The organism is Microbacterium sp. AB (assembly GCF_032878875.1).
Classification (GTDB): domain Bacteria; phylum Actinomycetota; class Actinomycetes; order Actinomycetales; family Microbacteriaceae; genus Microbacterium; species Microbacterium betulae.
This window is the reverse complement of sequence record NZ_CP118157.1, coordinates 1,842,834-1,860,530: the sequence shown is the minus strand read 5'-3', so window position 1 is coordinate 1,860,530 and position 17,697 is coordinate 1,842,834. Positions and strand designations below refer to the sequence as shown.

Below are 17,697 nucleotides of genomic sequence, written 5' to 3'. Positions count from 1 at the left end.
ACACGACGATGACCGACGCCGTTCGACAGCAGACCGAGATCGACCGCATCGCGGAGGGGTGGGTGGACACCGTCGTCGACCTCTCGCCCACGCTCGCGACGTACATCGGGCGCGACGAGGCGAACGACCGCTACGACGACTTCAGTCCCGCGGGCGCGGAGCGGCACGTGGCCGAGGCGCGTGCCGTGCTCGCGGCGCTGGACGCCGCCGAGCCCGCCGACGACGTCGACCGCGTCACGAAGGCGGATCTGTCGAGCGGGCTCCGCCTGAGCATCGAGCGGTTCGAGGCGCGTTGGCATCTGCGCGACCTCAACGTCATCGCGAGCGCGCCGCAGGACATCCGACAGGTGTACGACCTCATGCCGACCGAGACGCCCGACGACTGGTCGGCCGTGGCGCGGCGCCTCGGCGCCATCCCCGCCGCGATCGACGGCTACATCGCCACCCTGCGCGAGGGGATCGCGCAGGGGGTCGTGCCGGCCGTCCGCCAGGCGCGCGAGGTCGCGGCGCAGATCCCTCGCTACACGGCGGACGACGGGTTCTTCGCCACCCTCGCGTCCGGAGCGCGAGCCGGCGCATCGGAGCTGCCCGCATCGCTCGCCGGCGACCTCGAGAAGGGATCGGATGCGGCCCGGGGCGCGTACGACCGGCTCGTGCGGTTCCTTGCGGACGAGCTCGCGGACGCGGCCTCGACGGAGGACGCCGTCGGACGCGAGCTCTACGCGCTCAACTCGCGCCGCTTCCTCGGCGCGACGATCGACTTCGACGAGACGTACGAGTGGGGCGTCGAGGAGCTCCGCCGGATGGTGGCCGAGCAGCAGGCGATCGCCGAGGAGATCGTGCCGGGCGCGACGGTGGAGGAGGCCGTGGCCTTCCTCGAGTCGGACCCCGCGCGGAAGCTCGTGGGCACGGAGGCGCTGCAGCGCTGGATGCAGGAGACGAGCGACCGAGCGGTCGCTGAGCTCGCACAGTCCCACTTCGACATCCCCGAGCCGATCCGTCGCCTCGAGTGCAGGATCGCGCCCACGCAGGAGGGCGGGATCTACTACACGGGTCCCACCGACGACTTCTCCCGGCCGGGCCGGATGTGGTGGTCGGTGCCGGAGGGCGTGACGGAGTTCGACACCTGGCGCGAGCTCACGACCGTCTATCACGAGGGCGTGCCGGGACATCATCTCCAGATCGGGCAGGCCGTGTACAACCGCGCGGAGCTCAACTCCTGGCGGCGCCTCCTCGCCGGCACCTCGGGGCACGCGGAGGGATGGGCGCTGTACGCCGAGCGTCTCATGGAGGGCCTCGGCTACCTCGACGACCCCGCCGATCGCCTCGGCATGCTCGACGGCCAGCGCATGCGCGCCGCCCGCGTCGTCCTCGACATCGGCGTTCACCTCGGCAAGCCGCGGCTCGACGGACAGGGCACCTGGGACGCCGCGTATGCGCTCGATTTCATGCGGGCGAACGTGAACATGTCCGACGAGTTCGTGCGGTTCGAGGTGAACCGCTACCTCGGATGGCCGGGGCAGGCTCCGGCGTACAAGGTGGGCCAGCGCATCTGGGAGCAGCTGCGGGACGCGTACGCGTCCCGTCGCGGCGACGCCTTCTCGATCAAGGAGTTCCACAAGCGCGCGCTCGATCTGGGTGGCGTGGGCCTCGACACCCTCAGGACCGCGCTCGTCCCGTGACCGGCTGAAGGACGATGGCCGCGCTCAGGGGTCGCGGCGCGGGCGGTCGAGGCCCATGTGGACCCGTGTGCGTCTGCGCTCGCGGACGATGAACGCCGCACCCGTGAGCCAGATGGGCACCTGCGTCAGGAACGCGATCCGGAAGGCCTCGAGCGAGTAGGAGGAGGGGTCGCTCGCGCCCTGCAGGTCGAGCGCCACGCCGATGAACAGGATGGCCAGGAGACCGGCGAGGAAACCTCCGACGTTCGTGATGCCGGTGGCCGTGCTGAGCTGATGAGACGGGTTGTGCGTGCGCGCATGGTCGAAGGCGATCATGGACGCGGGCCCGCCCAGCGCGAGGGCGACGACGAGCAGGAGCAGCAGCCAGAGGGGAGCGGGTCCCGGCCATGCGAGCACGACGATCCAGGCGAGGAGCTGGATGGCGACGATCGGCAGGACGAGCATGCGGGAGCGGCGATGGGGGTTGCGCGACGAGAGAATGCCGATCACGGGGCCGAAGACGATCCCCATGAGGACGAGCGTGCTCTGCACGAGCGACGCCTGGCCGGACGAGAGCCCCTCGCCGGCCGTGAGGAAGGGGAAGCCCCAGAGCATGACGAAGGCCGTGCCCGCGAACGGCGTCGTGAAGTGCGACCAGAACGCGAGACGCGTGCCCGGGTTCGCCCAGGCCGCGCGGATGCCGACCCGCGTGTCGATCGCGCTCGTCACCACGCGGATGGCGCCGGTCTCGGTGTTCACGGACACGTCGGCATCGCGCTCGGGCGGATGGTTTCGCACGAGCGCGACGATGAGGATCGTGAACAGCGCGGCGAGGCCGGCGAGGCCGCCGAAGGCGATGGACCACGACGTCGCGTGCAACAGGGCGGCGAGGGGGAGGATCGCGACGAGCTGGCCCAGCTGACCGACGATGCCCGTGAGCTGCACCATGATCGGGTTGCGCTGGGCGGGGAACCACGTCGCCACGAGGCGCAGGACGCCGGGGAAGATCGCCGCGTCTCCCGCGCCGAGGAGCATCCGCGCGACGATCGCGACGCCGACGTTCGGGGACACGGCCATGATCAGCTGGCCCGCGGCCATGAGCACCATCCCGATCGCCATGATCGGGCGCGCGCCGTATCGGTCGAGCCAGACGCCGATCGGGACCTGCATGAGGCCGTAGACCCCCAGCTGCAGCACGGCGAACATCGACAGGGTCGACGCGTCGGCGCTGAAGTGCTCGGCGGCGTCGACCCCGACGGCGGAGAGCGAGGTGCGGTTCGTCACCGCGAGCACGTAGGCGAGGACGGCGACGATCCAGATCGTCCACATCCACGCGGCTGAAGGGGGCGCGGTGCGGCCTCTCACATGTCCTCCGTACGTCTCGATCGTCCCTCTCAGGCTACTCCCGCGCGTGCATCCTTCATGTCGGATTGACACTAACCTGGTGCTATGGCGACTCCCTCCTCACGACTCGACACGCTGCCGTTCAACCGGCAGCACGTGCGTCTCCTCACCGGCTCCGGCATCGGCTGGGCGCTCGACGCCATGGACGTCGGCCTCATCTCGTTCGTCATCGCCGCGCTCACCGTGCAGTGGCAGCTGGCGCCGGGCGAGGCGGGGCTCATCACCTCCATCGGGTTCGTGGGGATGGCGGTCGGTGCGAGCGTGGGCGGGCTCCTGGCCGACCGGCTCGGTCGCCGCCAGGTGTTCGCGCTCACGCTCCTGGTCTACGGCGTCGCAACCGGGGCGAGCGCGCTGGTCGGCGGCGTCGGGGCGCTCCTCGTCTTCCGGTTCCTCGTCGGCGTCGGGCTCGGCTCCGAGCTCCCCGTCGCCTCGACGTACGTCAGCGAGTTCGCGCCCGCGCGCATCCGCGGCCGGCTCGTGGTCGTCCTCGAGGCGTTCTGGGCGGTCGGATGGACGCTGGCCGCCGTCATCGGGACGTTCGTCGTGGGCGCGTTCGACGACGGATGGCGGTGGGCCTTCGTGCTCGGCGCCGTGCCGGCGGTGTACGCGATCGTCGTGCGCTGGGGCCTCCCGGAGTCGCCCCGGTGGCTCGAGTCGAAGGGCCGCGTCGCGGAGTCGGAGGCGATCGTGCGACGCTTCGAGGAGGCATCGGGACGTGCGCCGTCGGCATCGGCGGACGAGGCGCCCGTCGTCGGGGCCGCCCCCGCCGTCGCGGAGACGCCCACAGGGACGGCGGCCATCGGGGCGCTGTGGGCGCCCGCGCTGCGCGCGCGCACGGCCGCGATCTGGGTCGTCTGGTTCTGCGTGAACTTCTCGTACTACGGCGCGTTCATCTGGATCCCGTCGATCCTCGTCGCCCAGGGGTACGACCTCGTCCGGTCGTTCGAGTTCACCCTCCTCATCACGCTCGCGCAGCTGCCGGGATACGCCGTGGCGGCGTGGCTCATCGAGGTGTGGGGACGACGGGCGACGCTCGCGACCTTCCTCGTCGGGTCGGCGGTCGCCGCCGTGCTCTTCGGCAACGCGGGGGAGCTGTGGCAGATCCTCGTGTTCGGGTCGCTGCTGTCGTTCTTCAACCTCGGCGCGTGGGGCGCGCTCTACGCCGTGACGCCCGAGCTCTATCCCACGGGCGTGCGGGCGACCGGCGCGGGCTGGGCCGCGGGCGTCGGACGCATCGCCTCCATCGTCGCGCCGCTGTTCACGCCGTGGGCACTCGCCCAGGGCGGCGCGGTGCTCGTCTTCGCGGTCTTCGCGGCGTTCTTCGTCATCGCCGCCGTCGGCACCATCCCCCTCGCCGACAAGCGCGGCGAGGCGCTCGACGCGACCCTGCCGTCCGTGCCCGCTCGGTAGCCTGAGGGGATGACAGAGACCATCCGCTATGTGGCCATCGGCGACTCGTTCACGGAGGGCGTCGGCGACGAGATGCCGGATGGGCAGCCTCGCGGCTGGGCGGACCTCGTCGCGTACGGGTGGTCCGACGCGGTGGGAGCGCCGGTCGAGTACGCGAACCTCGCGATCCGCGGCAGGCTCGCCTGGCCCATCGTGGAGGAGCAGCTCGAGCCCGCGCTCGCGTTGAAGCCGACGCACCTGTCGTTCAACGGCGGAGGCAACGACATCCTTCGCCGCGGGGCCACCGTCGAGAGCATCGCGGAGGCGTTCTCGGTCGTCCTGAGGCGATGCGACGAGGAGGGGGTACGGCTCATCCTCCTCTCGGGAGCGAATCCGTCGGCGGGGCTGCCGTTGTCCCGGCTCCTCCAACGCCGCGGCGATGAGCTCTCGGAGGCCGTGGGCCGTCGCATCGAAGACCGTGCCGACGTCGTCCAGGCGCTCAACTGGCCGGATCGCGAGCTGTCGCACCCCAGGTTCTGGTCGGCCGATCGCCTGCACATGGGCCCGCGCGGCCACCACCGCGTCGCCGCGCGGGTGCTCGACGCGCTCGGACTGAACCCGCCGGAGGAGTGGTGGGACCTCCCCGGCCCCGACGTCGTGCATCTCTCGTCCGGCGCCTACTACCGGACCCACGTGCTCCCGTGGGTGGGCCGTCGACTGAGACGACGCTCGTCGGGAGACGGCAAGCAGCCGAAGTACCCGGAGCCGGTGATCGTCTCGGCGCGTGATTATTCATCGGAATAGGTCGTGAGCGCTGACGGTTGCATCACCTCGTGAAGAACATCGGCTTTCTCTCCTTCGGCCACTGGACGCCGCATCCGACCTCGGCGACGCAGAGCGCAGCGGACGTGCTGCTGCAGTCGATCGAGCTCGCGCAGGCCGCGGAGGAGCTGGGCGCGGACGGCGCGTACTTCCGCGTGCATCACTTCGCGCGTCAGCTCGCGTCGCCCTTCCCGCTGCTCGCCGCGGCGGGCGCGAAGACGAGCCGCATCGAGCTCGGCACCGGCGTGATCGACATGCGGTACGAGAACCCGATGTACATGGTCGAGGACGCGGGGTCCGCCGACCTCATCGCGGGCGGGCGGCTCCAGCTCGGCATCTCGCGGGGGTCACCCGAGCAGGTCGTCGACGGGTGGCGTCACTTCGGCTACCGGTCCGCGGAGGACGACCCGTCGGGCGGGCAGGCGGCGCGTCAGAAGACCGAGCTTCTGCTGCAGCTGCTCGAGGGGAGGGGCTTCGCGGAGCCGAACCCGCGGCCGATGTTCCCGAACCCGCCGGGTCTGCTGCGACTCGAGCCGCATTCGGAGGGGCTGCGTCGCCGCATCTGGTGGGGCGCGGCGTCGGACGCGACGGCGAGGTGGGCCGCTCAGCACGGGATGAACCTCATGAGCTCCACGCTCAAGAGCGACGAGACCGGCGAGCCCTTCCACGTGCAGCAGGCGAGGCAGATCGGTGCGTTCCGCGAGGAGTGGGCCGCTCAGGACCACGGCTTCGAGCCCCGCGTGTCGGTCTCGCGCTCGATCTTCGCGATCGTGGACGACCGTGACCGAAGGTACTTCCTCGGCAGCGGCGACCGGGACGATCAGTTCGCCTCCATCGACGGCATGCGCGCGGTCTTCGGCCGGTCGTACGCCGCCGAGCCCGACGAGCTGATCGAGGAGCTCGCACAGGACGAGGCCGTCGCCGAGGCCGACACCCTGCTGCTCACCGTGCCGAACCAGCTGGGAGTGGCGTACAACGCGCACGTGCTCGAGTCGATCCTCACGCACGTGGCGCCGGCGCTCGGCTGGCGCTGACAGCGGCGCCGATACCCTGGGGCGCATGGGCATGGAACACGTGACGGACGTCTCGGTCGGCGACTGGGTGCGCGAGCGCGTCGGCGACGTCCGGACCATCCACCGGCTCGTGCCCGGCGGTTTCGAGGCGTACGCGCGGATCCTCCACCCGGGGGAGCGCGACCGCCCCGTGGGGGCGTTGTGGCCGGACGACGACGACCGCGACGCCTGGGAGGCCTTCCTCGCACACCCGCATCGCGTCGAGGTCGAGCCGGTGGCGTGGGCCGAGGCGGCCGCTGCGCTCGGACGTCGGCTGCCTCCGCCCCACGCCTGGGAGGCGCTGTTCGAGGACATGCCGAGAGACGCCGCGGGCTGGCGCTACAGTGCGCCGCGCACGGGAAGCCTCGCCGCCGACCTGCTCACGGCGACGGCGCAGGCGCTCGCGCCGTTCTCGACGGCGTCGCAGCTGTACGCCGGCGTGTGGGACGGATGGGGCGGCCTGCTGGGCCACCTCGGCTTCGCTCCGTCCGCCGCTGCGCAGTCCTGGGCCGATCCTCGCCACGCCGACATGCTCGCGGCGAGCGCGATCGACCGTTTCAACCCGCGCTCGGACAAGCCGACCTGGCAGCGGGGGACGCTGTCGGACGAGATCTCGCGGGCGCCGCGCCTGGAGCTCCCGGAACGTCTGCATGTGCTGTTCCGCGGCGCGACGGACGACTTCGCGGAGGTCGAGTGGGCGGAGCGCGTGCCGTGGACGCAGGGCGACCCGACGTGGACCCCGTCGCCGAGCATTCTCTGGCCGGAGGACCGCACGTGGTTCCTGGCGACCGACGTCGACCTCGCCTACACGCTCGTCGGAGGGTCGGAGGCATCGGTCTCCGCCCTGCTCGCCGACACGAGGCTCGAGGCGCGACGCGCGGAGCCGGGCGCGTCGCTGTAGACGTATGCCGTCCGGCGCGGCGCGGAGATCGGTGAGCTCGTCGGCCCGCGCATGAGGCGACGCGTCGGCGGACGAGCTCATGGCGGCACTCCGTGGGACGTCGGGCAGTGGGAGGCCGTCGGGGCGGGGGATACTGGCGCGATGGAGCTTCAGACTCTGGACGCGGCGGGCTGGCGTGTCTGGCGCGCGTTGCGCCTGCGCGCGCTGACGGAGGATCCCGACGCCTTCGGCTCGCGGCTGGCGAGCTGGACCGGCGACGGCGACCGGGAGGACCGGTGGCGGGCGACCTTCGCGATCCCGGGGAGCGTGCATCTCGTCGCGCGTGTCCACGGCGAGCCGTGCGGGATGGTGAGGGGGATCTGGGCGGACCACGTCGACGCGATCGAGCTCGTCTCGCTCTGGGTCGCGCCGGACGTCCGAGGTCGCGGCGTCGCGACCGCCCTGATCGATGCGATCGAGCAGTGGGCCGCGGAGCGGGCGGGCGTGCTCCTCCTGAGCGTCGCTCCCGCGAACGTGCGCGCCATCCGCCTCTACGAGAGTCTCGGATTCGCGGCATCGCGGTGGACGGGCGACCTCCTCCCGGATGGCGTCACGCGAGAGATCGTGATGGCGAAGAGCCTGGGCGACGCATCGGCGCGGCCACCGCGCCGAGGACGCCGTCGAGACGGGGAGTAGACCAGTTCGAAACGTTCGCACACGACCGGCATGTCGCGTGCGAAGCCCCGGTCGTTCTCGGAGAACTCCCGCCAGAACCTCGCATGGGTCTCGCGCCATGCGCGGAGCGATCGATCCCCCTCGCCCTCTGCGAACGCATGCTCTGCGTCGACCTCGTCGAACGGCACGATGCGGACGTCCGTGGTCGAGACGACGACCCGCGGAGCGCCACGGCCGTCCAGGACGATGCTCAGACCTCCGACCTCGGGAAGAGGATCATGCGCGGCCGCGGTCACGATGGTGTCGAGGCAGCCGGGGCGGGCTTGAGGTCGTAGGTGACCCACGGGGTCGCGACGGCGACGCGATCGTAGAGACGGCGTGCGTCGGCGTTGCCCTCGGCCGTGATCCAGCGGACGACGCTGGCGCCTCCCTCGCCTGCGAGCTCCGCGGCACGGTGCAACAGCGCTTGTGCGACGCCCTGGTGTCGTGCCTCCGGCGACGTGAAGAGGTCGTCGACATAGAGGCCTCGCGTTGCGGTCGAGGGGCGGGCGAACCAACGGAGGTTCGCGAGCCCGATGGGCACGTCGGCGTGGTTCGTCGCGACGAGGCCGACCAGGCTGTGCTCGCCGTTCAGGAGCCAGTCCCACGTCCGCTTCACGACCTCCGGGTCGTCCGGGAGCTGATAGAAGGTGCGATATCCGGCATAAAGCGACGCCCAGGCGAGAGCGTCATCAGGGCCGACGAAGCGAATTCCGACAGACATGCGTGTCAGCGTATACGTTCCGCCGCGCCGCGCTGCGGTCGCCGTTCGCGGCGAGTCACGAAGCGGCTGCGCGGACCATCCGCAGGTCCCGCACCCCGTCCTCGACCTTGCTGACGCCGTCCGGCACGAATCCGTGCTTGCGGTAGAACGCCTGAGCGCGAGGGTTCGGATCCGCGACCCAGAGGGCCGCGGACTCGTGGGGCTCGACGACCGCCTGCAGGAGAGCCGTTCCTGCGCCGCCGCCGTGGTGCTCCGACAGCAGATAGAGCATGTTGAGGTGCACATCCCATTCCTCCTCCTCGGCGGGAGCCGACCCGGCGATCCCGATGACGGAGCCGCCGCTCTCCGCGACGGCGAACCGGTGCGTCGTCCACCGTTCGCCGGTGAGCGCCGTCGTCCAGAACCGCTCTCGTCGGGGGAGGAAGCCCGGGTCGTCGAGCAGCTCGTCGGGCAGGAGACCCCGGTACGTCTCCCGCCAGCCTTGGACGTGCACCCACGCCATCGCCCGCGCATCCTCCGCCCGCGCCGGACGGACCTCGAACCCATCGCTCATGGCCCGAGAGTAGCGACGGGAAGCAGGCGTGTCGCGTCGCTGTCCGCAGCGCGTCCGACTGGGCCGGTAGCGTGACGTGCATGACCGATCTCGATCTCCTGATCCGCGACGTCCGCGAGGACGACGCCGGCGAACTGCTCACGCTCCAGCGAGCGGCCTTCGTGTCGGAGGCGCAGATCTACGGCAGCGCCGACATGCCGCCGCTCACCCAGACGCTGGAGGAGGTGCAGTGGGAGCTGCAGGAGAGCCTCGGATGCGTCGCGCAGGCGGGAACGCGGATGGTCGGCGCCGTCCGAGCGCGACGTGACGGCACGCTGCTGCTCGTCGGCCGGCTCGCCATCGCGCCGGACATGCAGGGGCACGGCATCGGATCGAGGCTTCTGGAGGCCGTCGAGGAGCGGGGGCGCGGGGCGGGCGCACGCGAGGCGGAGCTCTTCACGGGGTCGCTGAGCGTGGCGAACATCCGCTTGTACGAGCGCCACGGCTACGAGGAGACGCAGCGTGTCGAGGAGGGCGACGGCATCGAGCAGGTCTTCATGCGGAAGCCCCTCTGAGCGGAAGCCTCTCTGACTCGTCCGCCGCGATCGCCGAGAACGGAAATGGGGGAGGGGACGCTGCGATGAAGGCATCGATACGACCCGATGTGCGGCCTCCAGTGGCGTCCGGCGGGCATCGGTGCCGCGATCGCCGTCGTCGATGCGGCGTGCCGGCACGGTTGCCCTCTCGACCGCCTGGCGGCTGACGCCGCCGCGGGCAGGCGTGGATAATCGGCCCATGGCCATCCCGATCTCGTACGACGTGCGGGGCACCGCGACGGACGAGGAGATCGAAGCTCTTCACGCCGTCGCCTTCGCGCACGTGCCCGAGGACACGCCATGGAACGAACGCCTCCTGGCGCGCAGCCTGACGTGGGTGACGGCGCGGCGCGACGGCGAGCTCATCGGCTTCGTCCACGTCGCCGGCGACGGTGGACGTCATGCGTTCCTGCTGGACACCTGCGTTCATCCCGCAGCCCAGGGGAGGGGCGTGGGACGACGCCTCGTCGCGGAGGCCGTCGCCGAAGCGACCCTCCAAGGAGCGGAGTGGATGCACGTCGACTACGAGCCGCAGCTCGCGCGCTTCTACGAGGACGCATGCGGGATGCGATCGACGTCCGCAGCGTTGCTGAGGCTACGACGGTTCTGACGGGGAGCCGTGGCGGCCCTGCGCACTCATCGCGCCGCTATGACGCCCCGAGCAGTAGCCATCCACCGAACACCGCGCAACCGACCGTGACGACGCCGAACGCGCCGATCCAGACGAGGGCGGGGAGCGGCGTGATGCGGCCGAGCTGGTCGGCGTCGGAATCGCGCGCTCGACCGCGCCGCCGCTGGCTCTGGAGCTCGAACACCGGCTTCACCGACCCGAGGAGGAGGAACCACGTCACGGCGTACGCCGCGGTCGTCTGCGCCGATGGCGGTGCGTACCACGACACGACGACGAGGATCGTGCCCGTGACCAGTACCGACCACAGCCCGAACCAGTTGCGGATCTGCAGCAGCAGGAGTGCGAGCAGCGCCGTCAGCGACCAGAGAACACCCATCGCGTAGCCGTGGCTCAGGAGCCAGGCCGCGCCGAGCCCGATGAGCCCGGGCCCGACGTATCCCGCGAACGACGTCAGCACCATCCCGGCGCCTCGCGGGCGTCCTCGGGAGAGCGTGAGCCCCGATGTGTCGGAGTGGAGACGGATACCGGCGAGCCTCCGACCCGACAGCAGCGCGGCGACGCCGTGCGCCCCCTCGTGCGCGATCGTCACCAGATGGCGCGCGACGCGCCAGACGGGCGTGACGACGACCACGAGAACCGCGAAGACCAGCGTGCCGACCACGATGGCGGGCGGGGGAGCGGGCGCCGGCGTCAGCGCGCTCGTCCAGATCTTCGCGAGGGCGCCCATCGCGGCGGACGCGATGCTGTCGAAGGAGTCCATCGCGTCGAGCAAAGCGCATCCGCCTGGGAGACCTCGTGTCGCCTCTCCGGCGTCGTCGCTTCGTTACTGGACGTGACGACATCGCGCGTCGTGTCGTCGCCCCGCGTCAGACGGCACGCATAGGCTTCGAGCCATGACGACCTCGAATCTCGCACCGTTCTCACCCATCAGCACGCGTCGCGGCAGCGTCGCCATCACCAACGGGTACGTCGTGCCGGTGTCGTCGGCTCCCGTCGAGAACGGGACGGTGCTGGTCGAGGACGGCGTGATCACGGCGGTCGGGGCGGATGTCGTCGTGCCGGACGGCGTGCCGGTCATCGACGCGCGTGGACGCTGGGTGCTGCCCGGCTTCGTCGAGGCGCACGCGCACCTCGGCGTGAGCGAGGAGGCGGAGGGATGGGCCGGTGCGGACACGAACGAGCTGACGGATCCGAACGGCTCGGCCCTGCGCGCGATCGACGGCATCAACATCGAGGAGGAAGGCTTCCGCGATGCCCTCGTCGGCGGTGTGACGAGCGCCGTCGTCAAACCCGGGTCGGGCAACCCCATCGGCGGCGTGACGGTCGCGATCAAGACGTGGGGCGGCCGCACGGTCGACGAGCAGGTGATCCGCGAGTCCGTTTCGGTGAAGGCGGCGCTGGGGGAGAATCCGAAGCGCGTCTACGGCGAGCAGAAGAAGACGCCCGCGACCCGCCTCGGCGTCGCGAGCGTCATCCGCGCGGCGTTCGTCGAGGCGCAGAACTACGCCGCGAAGCGCGCCGCGGCGGAGGCGGCGGGGGAGCCGTTCGACCGCGATCTCGGCAAGGAGGCCCTCGCGCGGGTGCTCGACGGGGAACTGTTCTGGGACCAGCACACGCACAGGGCCGACGACATCGCCACCGCGCTGCGTCTCGCGGACGAGTTCGGCTATCGTCTCGTCGTCAACCACGGGACGGAAGGCGCGGAGCTCGCCGACGTGCTCGCCGAGCGCGACATCCCCGTGATCTACGGACCGGTGTTCACGTCACGGAGCAAGGTCGAGCTGCGCCGGCGCGACACCGCGAATCTCGGCGTGCTGGCACGTGCGGGTGTGCGCGTCGCGATCACGACCGACCATCCCGTCGTGCCGATCAACTATCTCGTGCACCAGGCATCCCTCGCGGTGAAGGAGGGGCTCGACCGCGACACCGCGCTGCGCGCCCTCACCGTCAACCCCGCCGCGTTCCTCGGCCTCGATGAGCGGATCGGCTCGCTCGCGCCCGGGCTCGACGGTGACGTCGTGATCTGGTCCGGCGACCCGCTCGACGTCAACGCGCGCGCCGAGCACGTCCTCATCACGGGCGCGGAGGTCTACGCGTGGGACGCCGATGCCCGCACGGGCCGCGTCGTCGAACGCCGTGAGCGCTTCGCGCGGTCGTGACGCACGGAGATCATCCGGACATCCTCCTCGATCCGTGGCGCGCACAGCGACCGGTGTCCCGCGTGCGTCATCAGGACTCCGACGAGGCTCGGCCTGCTCTTCGCGGCTCGAGGCCCGCGCGAGCTATGCGCGCGCCCGATGTTCGATAAGAGCTCGCTGGCAAGACCCTGGCAGCGATTGTTACTTCATCGTGATCAACGCGTATGGTGGGCACCTTGAACCGCGAAGGACGGCCGTCGAATCCGCCCCATGAGTCCTTCGTGTCCTGAGATCAACGAGATGTTCCGGCCGGGCGGTCGGACGTGCGGGTGACGCCGCGCGCCCAGACGGGGCCATGGAGTTCACTGTGTACCCGAAGCAGAACCTCCGACGCGACAGCCGTTCGCGCCGTTCCACCCGACTCGTCCGTGGCGGCCTCGTGGCCGCAGGCCTGGCGGCCGCCGCGGCCGCCGCAATCGTGCCGACAGCCGCCAACGCGGCCGACGGCGCGACCTGGGACGCCCTCGCGCAGTGCGAGTCCGGCGGCAACTGGTCGATCAACACCGGCAACGGCTACTACGGCGGCCTGCAGTTCTCGCTCGGCACCTGGCAGGCCAACGGCGGATCAGGAAACCCGGCCGATGCATCGCGCGAGGAGCAGATCCGCGTCGCGGAGAACGTGCTGGCCTCGCAGGGCTGGGGAGCGTGGCCGACATGCTCCGCTCAGATCGGCGCGACGGGCTCGGCCGAGCCGAGCGAGCAGTCCGCAGCGCCCGTAGAGACGACCGAGCCGAGTGCCGACGACACCACGACCGCGCAGCCCGCGGAAGCCGCGCCTTCGACGAGCGAGACGCCGGCCGAGACGTCAGAGCCCGCCGCGCCGGCTTACACGCTTCCCGACGTGGAAGCCTCGGATGAGACCTACACGGTCGAGGCGGGGGACACGCTGTTCGAGATCTCCGAGAAGCTCGGGGTGGACAGCGGATGGCTCGGCATCTACGCCGTGAACCAGGACACGATCGCCGACCCCGATTACATCGAGGTCGGGGAGGCCCTGGTGCTGCCGGCGGAGTAGCCGTACGGACGAGGGCGGGCGGGTGCTCCATCGGAGCCCCCGCCCGCTTTTCCGTCCGCAGATCATCTTCGTCTCGTTCGGCGACCCGTCACCGGCGCGGAGGCCGCCGAGACGGCGGATCTCGCGCGCCGAGGCGTCGGCCGATGCCGGAGACCATGGATCGGGTTCGCCGCGCCCCCTGCGCACGGCGACGCGATAGGGCAGGATCGGTGCATGAATCTGCGCACGCTCCTCAAGGCGGTGCCGGCCGTCGTCCTCGTCGTGGACACGATCATCCGCATCGGTGCGATCGTCACGGTCCCGCGGAACCTGCGCCCCACGACCGCGATGGCCTGGCTGCTCGCCATCTTCGTCGCTCCCATCCCCGGCAGCTTGCTCTATGGGCTTCTCGGCAGCTCGAAGCTGCCCAAGGACCGCCGTGACAAGCAGCGGAAGGTCAACGGCTTCATCCTCCGAGCGAGTGCCGCTCTCGACCCGTTCAAGCGCCGACCGGATCTGCGGAACCATCGCAATATCATCGTCATCGACGGCATCGTCGCCTTCACCGGCTCGCAGAACATGGTCGATGCGAGCTACAACAAGCCGGGCAACCTCCGCCGGGGCCTGCGCTGGAAGGATCTCATGATGCGCATCGACGGTCCCGCGGCGCTGGGGCTCGACGCCCTCTTCATCACCGACTGGTACAGCGAGACCGACGAGATGCTCATCCCGGCCGACGTCGCGCCCCTCGAGTTCGAGTCCCGTCCCGACGGCTTCGCGTGCCAGGTCGTGCCGAGCGGGCCCGGCTTCGAGGGCGAGAACAACCTCCGCCTCTTCAACGCGCTGGTCTACGGCGCGCAGCGCCGGCTGGTCATCGACAGCCCCTACTTCGTCCCTGACGATTGCGATCACCACGGCGGCCGAGCGGGGTGTCGAGGTGCAGCTGTTCGCCTGTGCCGTGGCCGACCAATACCTCGTGTTCCACGCGCAGCGCCCCTACTACGAGACGCTGCTGCGCGCGGGTGTTCGGATCTTCCTCTACGAGGAGCCGACGGTCCTGCACTCGAAGCACTTCACGGTCGACGACGATGTCGCCGTCGTCGGCTCGAGCAACATGGACATGCGCTCGTTCACGCTCAACCTCGAGGTGTCGCTCATGGTGCATGGAGCGGAGTTCGTGAAGGAGCTGCGCGAGGTGGAGGACGCCTACCGGGCCAGGTCGCGGGAGGTGACCCTCGACGACTGGGTCGCCCGTCCGGCGGCGGCGCACGTCCTCGACACCGTGGCGCGGCTCACGGCCGCGGTGCAGTGAGCCGTCGGCCAGCAGGAGACGCCCGTCGTTCGGGGGAGTGTCGCAGACCGTCGTCCGGCTCCGGGACGCCGACACCGCACCTCTCTAAACTGACATAATGTGCATTATCGGATGTTCTCTGCTTTGTGCGATCGGCCGGACGCGTCAGCCGGCGGACGTCGGGCCGAACCAGAGGCCGACGATCTGACCGGCGTCGTCGAGGGTGACGGACATGTTCATCGGGTCGACGACGTCGCTCTCGAGCGTCGTGACCGATTGCGTCCCCGAGTCCTCGTAGCCGGTCACCGTGTACGGCGCCGCGGGACGGATGTCCGTGTTGAGGAGATCGACCAGCTCGTCCGACGAGACCTCTGCGACGAAGCTCTCGTGCAGCTCGGGCTCCCACTCCGCGACGGTCGTGTCCTCGTCCGCATTGAGGAGGTCGACGATCCACTGCGCCTTCTCGCCCGCCGGCGTGGCGGTGTCGATCTCGACAGACGCTGTGCCGGTGTCCGAGGGCGAGGACGAGCCGGGCGATGCGCACGCCGACAGGGACAGCGCCGCCGCCACCCCGACGAGAACGAGCGACGCCCTGCGCCGCGACGCGTTCGAACGGCTCATGACGTCTCCTCCTCTTCGCGGGGTGTCACGCGAGACTAGCGGATGATCACGGACGCGGCGTCGTGTTCCCCCACTTCGGAGCGGGCGAGCGCCACGCGAGGAGGACGTCGAGCAGGTCCTCGACGTCCTCCTCGACGATGAGCGTCGTCCGGAACCGCTCGCGGACGAATCCCTCTGCCGTCATGTGATCGAGCGCGCGGACGAGCGGCTGCCAGAACCCGTCGACGTCGAGCAGCGCGACGGGCTTGCCGTGGATGCCCAGCTGCAACCACGTCCACGCCTCGAACAGCTCCTCGAGGGTGCCCGCACCGCCCGGAAGCGCGACGAACGCGTCTCCCAGTTCGGCCATCCGCAGCTTGCGGGCGTGCATGTCGGGGACCACCTCGAGCGTCGTGAGACCGTCGTGCGAGATCTCGGCGTCGACGAGCCCTTGCGGGATGACTCCGGTCACCTCTCCCCCGGCGGCGGACGCGGCGTCGGCCAGCGTCCCCATGAGTCCCACCCTGCCGCCGCCGTAGACGAGGCCGAAGCCTCGTCGCGCGAGCGCCTCCCCGAAGGCGATCGTCGCGGCGGTGTAGCCCGGGCCGGTCCCGTGCGCCGACCCGAGGAAGACCGTGACCCTCATGCGCGCCTCTCCACGTCCATGCCCATGACCGTCCGGACGATCCAGGGGTGCGCATGGTCGTCGTCGATGTGCGCCATGCCGAGCTTCTCGGCGACACGTCTCGAGGCGGTGTTCTCCGGATGGATGATCGCGGTGAGCAGCGTCGGCGCGAAACGCTCCCGGACGAGCTCCACGCACGCTCTCGCCGCCTCGGTCGCGAGCCCTCTCCCCTGCTCTGCGCGCACGACGTGATATCCGACCTCGCGGACCGCGCGTCCGTTGACGGACTGCCACGTGATGCCGCAGTCGCCGAGGAAGCGGCCGTCGGGCGTCTCGATGGCCCACATGCCATGGCCATGCTCCTCGTACGACGCGCGCGCCCGCGCGATCCAGCCCGCCGTCTCCTCGTGTGTCTTCGGCGCGGGATAGAACGCCATCACCTCCGGGTCGCCCAGCATCGCGGCCATCTCCTCGATGTCCTCTTCGACGAGTTCACGGAAGCGCACGCGCGATGTCGGCCGCGGCAGCGGCCGCCGGGATGACGACATGTCCTCAGCCTAACGAGCGCGCTTCCTCGTCCTCTGCCGCTCGGGCGTATGTTGGACGTGTGAGCCGAGACGACACCGCGATCCGATGATCGGGATCCTCACCGGATTCGCCGTCATCTCCGTCGCGATCCTCACGGGCTACATCGTCGGTCGCATCGGCCTTCTGGGGTCCCAGGGACGCTACGTGCTCTCCCGCCTCTCCTTCTTCGTCCTCAATCCGTTCCTGCTCTTCACCGTGCTCGCCGACGCCGACCTCACGACGCTCTTCTCGGCCCTCCTGCCGGTGTCCGCGATCGCGGCGGTTGTGATCTTCCTCTGCTACGGCGTCCTCGCGCGGCTCCTGTGGCGCCGTGAGCTGGGTGTGACCGTGATCGGAGCCCTGGGCGCCGGCTATGTGAACGGCAACAACATCGGTATTCCGATAGCGACATATGTTCTCGGCGATGGTTCCTATTCGGCGCCGGTCATCCTCGTCCAGCTCCTCGTGTTCACACCCGTCGTGCTCGCGCTCCTCGACGCCTCGTCGGCGACCGACGCCTCGTTCGGCAAGATCATGCGCCGCACGCTCCGCAATCCGATGATCATCGGCGCTGCTCTGGGAGTGCTCGTCGCGTTGCTCGACATCGACCTGCCGCCCATCGCCATGGACCCGTTGAAGCTCCTCGCCGGCGCAGCCGTGCCGGTGCTGCTCATCAGCTTCGGCATGTCGCTGAACGGCCAGCGCGTCCTCACGAAACCCGGCACGCGCCGCGACGTCCTGCTCGCGACGTCGATGAAGCTCCTCCTCATGCCGGTCGTCGCGTGGGTGCTCGGGAGATTCGTCTTCCAGCTCGACGATCACGCGCTGCTCGCAGTCGTCGTCCTCGCGGCGCTGCCGAGCGCCCAGAACGTCTTCAACTACGCGCAGCGCTACGAGACCGGAGAGGTCGTCGCGCGCGACATCGTGTTCCTCACGACGCTGGGATGTCCGCCGATCCTGTTCGCGTCGGCTCTTCTGCTCGCCTGATCCGGGGAACGCCGCCCGGGCGCCTCTCGC

The 17,697-nt window shown here is 70.4% G+C and carries 18 protein-coding genes and 2 pseudogenes; 12 read left to right on the top strand and 8 right to left on the bottom strand.

Annotated elements, in window-relative coordinates:
- Nucleotides 1–8 precede the first annotated feature (8 nt).
- On the top strand, nt 9–1,682 hold the full coding sequence (locus tag N8K70_RS08785; RefSeq protein WP_317137970.1) for a DUF885 domain-containing protein: 1,674 nt from the start codon (nt 9–11) through the stop codon (nt 1,680–1,682).
- A gap of 24 nt (nt 1,683–1,706) precedes the next feature.
- Here the strand turns inward: N8K70_RS08785 and N8K70_RS08780 are convergent, their stop codons facing one another.
- On the bottom strand, nt 1,707–2,990 hold the full coding sequence (locus N8K70_RS08780; protein WP_317137969.1) for an MFS transporter: 1,284 nt from the start codon (nt 2,988–2,990) through the stop codon (nt 1,707–1,709).
- 120 nt (nt 2,991–3,110) lie between these two features.
- Here N8K70_RS08780 and N8K70_RS08775 point away from each other — a divergent pair, with 120 nt between their 5' ends.
- The 5 genes from N8K70_RS08775 (at nt 3,111) to N8K70_RS08755 (ending at nt 7,904) form a co-directional block, all read left to right on the top strand.
- Nucleotides 3,111–4,475 (top strand): MFS transporter, encoded by a 1,365-nt coding sequence (locus N8K70_RS08775; protein ID WP_317137968.1) that lies wholly within the window; start codon nt 3,111–3,113, stop codon nt 4,473–4,475.
- 9 nt (nt 4,476–4,484) lie between these two features.
- Nucleotides 4,485–5,258 (top strand): SGNH/GDSL hydrolase family protein, encoded by a 774-nt coding sequence (locus tag N8K70_RS08770; RefSeq protein WP_317137967.1) that lies wholly within the window; start codon nt 4,485–4,487, stop codon nt 5,256–5,258.
- Between the two features lie 29 nt (nt 5,259–5,287).
- On the top strand, nt 5,288–6,310 hold the full coding sequence (locus N8K70_RS08765) for an LLM class flavin-dependent oxidoreductase (RefSeq protein WP_317137966.1): 1,023 nt from the start codon (nt 5,288–5,290) through the stop codon (nt 6,308–6,310).
- Between the two features lie 25 nt (nt 6,311–6,335).
- The gene (locus tag N8K70_RS08760) at nt 6,336–7,229 is read left to right on the top strand and encodes a hypothetical protein (protein ID WP_317137965.1); all 894 of its coding nucleotides are present in this window, start codon (nt 6,336–6,338) and stop codon (nt 7,227–7,229) included.
- A 141-nt stretch (nt 7,230–7,370) separates the two neighbouring features.
- Nucleotides 7,371–7,904, top strand: coding sequence for a GNAT family N-acetyltransferase (locus N8K70_RS08755; RefSeq protein ID WP_317137964.1), 534 nt, complete (start codon nt 7,371–7,373; stop codon nt 7,902–7,904).
- Between the two features lie 56 nt (nt 7,905–7,960).
- Here N8K70_RS08755 and N8K70_RS08750 read toward each other — a convergent pair.
- The 3 genes and pseudogenes from N8K70_RS08750 to N8K70_RS08740 form a co-directional block, all read right to left on the bottom strand.
- Nucleotides 7,961–8,179, bottom strand: a pseudogene (locus N8K70_RS08750) (ASCH domain-containing protein); the annotation flags it as partial.
- Entirely contained in the window at nt 8,176–8,646 is a 471-nt protein-coding gene (locus N8K70_RS08745) for a GNAT family N-acetyltransferase (protein ID WP_317137963.1), read from the bottom strand. The gene N8K70_RS08745 and the pseudogene N8K70_RS08750, both read right to left, overlap by 4 nt.
- Before the next feature lie 55 nt (nt 8,647–8,701).
- Nucleotides 8,702–9,199, bottom strand: a complete 498-nt coding sequence (locus N8K70_RS08740) for a GNAT family N-acetyltransferase (RefSeq protein ID WP_317137962.1) — start codon at nt 9,197–9,199, stop codon at nt 8,702–8,704.
- An 80-nt stretch (nt 9,200–9,279) separates the two neighbouring features.
- Here N8K70_RS08740 and N8K70_RS08735 point away from each other — a divergent pair, with 80 nt between their 5' ends.
- Both N8K70_RS08735 and N8K70_RS08730 read left to right on the top strand, forming a co-directional pair.
- Nucleotides 9,280–9,753, top strand: coding sequence for a GNAT family N-acetyltransferase (locus N8K70_RS08735; protein ID WP_317137961.1), 474 nt, complete (start codon nt 9,280–9,282; stop codon nt 9,751–9,753).
- 220 nt (nt 9,754–9,973) lie between these two features.
- Nucleotides 9,974–10,384 carry a GNAT family N-acetyltransferase gene (locus N8K70_RS08730; protein ID WP_317137960.1) on the top strand — a complete coding sequence of 137 codons (411 nt, stop codon included), beginning with the start codon at nt 9,974–9,976 and terminating at the stop codon, nt 10,382–10,384.
- 37 nt (nt 10,385–10,421) lie between these two features.
- Here N8K70_RS08730 and N8K70_RS08725 read toward each other — a convergent pair whose 3' ends face one another.
- Nucleotides 10,422–11,165 (bottom strand): M50 family metallopeptidase, encoded by a 744-nt coding sequence (locus N8K70_RS08725; RefSeq protein WP_317137959.1) that lies wholly within the window; start codon nt 11,163–11,165, stop codon nt 10,422–10,424.
- Nucleotides 11,166–11,298: 133 nt separating this feature from the next.
- Between N8K70_RS08725 and N8K70_RS08720 the strand changes: the two genes are divergently transcribed.
- The 3 genes and pseudogenes from N8K70_RS08720 (at nt 11,299) to N8K70_RS08710 (ending at nt 14,909) form a co-directional block, all read left to right on the top strand.
- Nucleotides 11,299–12,564, top strand: a complete 1,266-nt coding sequence (locus N8K70_RS08720; protein WP_317137958.1) for an amidohydrolase — start codon at nt 11,299–11,301, stop codon at nt 12,562–12,564.
- Nucleotides 12,565–12,898: 334 nt separating this feature from the next.
- Complete coding sequence (locus tag N8K70_RS08715) at nt 12,899–13,618, top strand: transglycosylase family protein (protein WP_317137957.1); 720 nt, start codon at nt 12,899–12,901, stop codon at nt 13,616–13,618.
- Nucleotides 13,619–13,831: 213 nt separating this feature from the next.
- Nucleotides 13,832–14,909 (top strand): annotated as a pseudogene (locus tag N8K70_RS08710) (phospholipase D-like domain-containing protein).
- A 144-nt stretch (nt 14,910–15,053) separates the two neighbouring features.
- Here the strand turns inward: N8K70_RS08710 and N8K70_RS08705 are convergent.
- Genes N8K70_RS08705 through N8K70_RS08695 form a run of 3 tightly spaced genes read right to left on the bottom strand, consistent with a single transcriptional unit; the run spans nt 15,054 to nt 16,661 of the window.
- Nucleotides 15,054–15,509, bottom strand: a complete 456-nt coding sequence (locus N8K70_RS08705) for a Cpe/LpqF family protein (RefSeq protein ID WP_317137956.1) — start codon at nt 15,507–15,509, stop codon at nt 15,054–15,056.
- Nucleotides 15,510–15,555: 46 nt separating this feature from the next.
- Nucleotides 15,556–16,134 carry an LOG family protein gene (locus N8K70_RS08700; protein WP_317137955.1) on the bottom strand — a complete coding sequence of 193 codons (579 nt, stop codon included), beginning with the start codon at nt 16,132–16,134 and terminating at the stop codon, nt 15,556–15,558.
- Entirely contained in the window at nt 16,131–16,661 is a 531-nt protein-coding gene (locus N8K70_RS08695) for a GNAT family N-acetyltransferase (RefSeq protein ID WP_317137954.1), read from the bottom strand. The genes N8K70_RS08700 and N8K70_RS08695 overlap by 4 nt, the downstream gene beginning before the upstream one ends.
- 85 nt (nt 16,662–16,746) lie before the next feature.
- Here N8K70_RS08695 and N8K70_RS08690 point away from each other — a divergent pair, with 85 nt between their 5' ends.
- Nucleotides 16,747–17,667, top strand: coding sequence for an AEC family transporter (locus N8K70_RS08690; protein WP_317137953.1), 921 nt, complete (start codon nt 16,747–16,749; stop codon nt 17,665–17,667).
- Nucleotides 17,668–17,697: the final 30 nt, after the last annotated feature.

What these genes read in the sequence shown, in the direction of transcription:
- N8K70_RS08785 (WP_317137970.1), top strand. Translation starts at nt 9, where the DNA reads ATGACCGACGCCGTTCGACAGCAGACCGAGATCGACCGCATCGCGGAG.
- N8K70_RS08780 (WP_317137969.1), bottom strand. Translation starts at nt 2,990, where the DNA reads ATGTGGACGATCTGGATCGTCGCCGTCCTCGCCTACGTGCTCGCGGTG.
- N8K70_RS08775 (WP_317137968.1), top strand. Translation starts at nt 3,111, where the DNA reads ATGGCGACTCCCTCCTCACGACTCGACACGCTGCCGTTCAACCGGCAG.
- N8K70_RS08770 (WP_317137967.1), top strand. Translation starts at nt 4,485, where the DNA reads ATGACAGAGACCATCCGCTATGTGGCCATCGGCGACTCGTTCACGGAG.
- N8K70_RS08760 (WP_317137965.1), top strand. Translation starts at nt 6,336, where the DNA reads ATGGGCATGGAACACGTGACGGACGTCTCGGTCGGCGACTGGGTGCGC.
- N8K70_RS08755 (WP_317137964.1), top strand. Translation starts at nt 7,371, where the DNA reads ATGGAGCTTCAGACTCTGGACGCGGCGGGCTGGCGTGTCTGGCGCGCG.
- N8K70_RS08745 (WP_317137963.1), bottom strand. Translation starts at nt 8,646, where the DNA reads ATGTCTGTCGGAATTCGCTTCGTCGGCCCTGATGACGCTCTCGCCTGG.
- N8K70_RS08740 (WP_317137962.1), bottom strand. Translation starts at nt 9,199, where the DNA reads ATGAGCGATGGGTTCGAGGTCCGTCCGGCGCGGGCGGAGGATGCGCGG.
- N8K70_RS08735 (WP_317137961.1), top strand. Translation starts at nt 9,280, where the DNA reads ATGACCGATCTCGATCTCCTGATCCGCGACGTCCGCGAGGACGACGCC.
- N8K70_RS08730 (WP_317137960.1), top strand. Translation starts at nt 9,974, where the DNA reads ATGGCCATCCCGATCTCGTACGACGTGCGGGGCACCGCGACGGACGAG.
- N8K70_RS08725 (WP_317137959.1), bottom strand. Translation starts at nt 11,165, where the DNA reads ATGGACTCCTTCGACAGCATCGCGTCCGCCGCGATGGGCGCCCTCGCG.
- N8K70_RS08720 (WP_317137958.1), top strand. Translation starts at nt 11,299, where the DNA reads ATGACGACCTCGAATCTCGCACCGTTCTCACCCATCAGCACGCGTCGC.
- N8K70_RS08715 (WP_317137957.1), top strand. Translation starts at nt 12,899, where the DNA reads ATGGAGTTCACTGTGTACCCGAAGCAGAACCTCCGACGCGACAGCCGT.
- N8K70_RS08705 (WP_317137956.1), bottom strand. Translation starts at nt 15,509, where the DNA reads ATGAGCCGTTCGAACGCGTCGCGGCGCAGGGCGTCGCTCGTTCTCGTC.
- N8K70_RS08700 (WP_317137955.1), bottom strand. Translation starts at nt 16,134, where the DNA reads ATGAGGGTCACGGTCTTCCTCGGGTCGGCGCACGGGACCGGCCCGGGC.
- N8K70_RS08695 (WP_317137954.1), bottom strand. Translation starts at nt 16,661, where the DNA reads ATGTCGTCATCCCGGCGGCCGCTGCCGCGGCCGACATCGCGCGTGCGC.
- N8K70_RS08690 (WP_317137953.1), top strand. Translation starts at nt 16,747, where the DNA reads ATGATCGGGATCCTCACCGGATTCGCCGTCATCTCCGTCGCGATCCTC.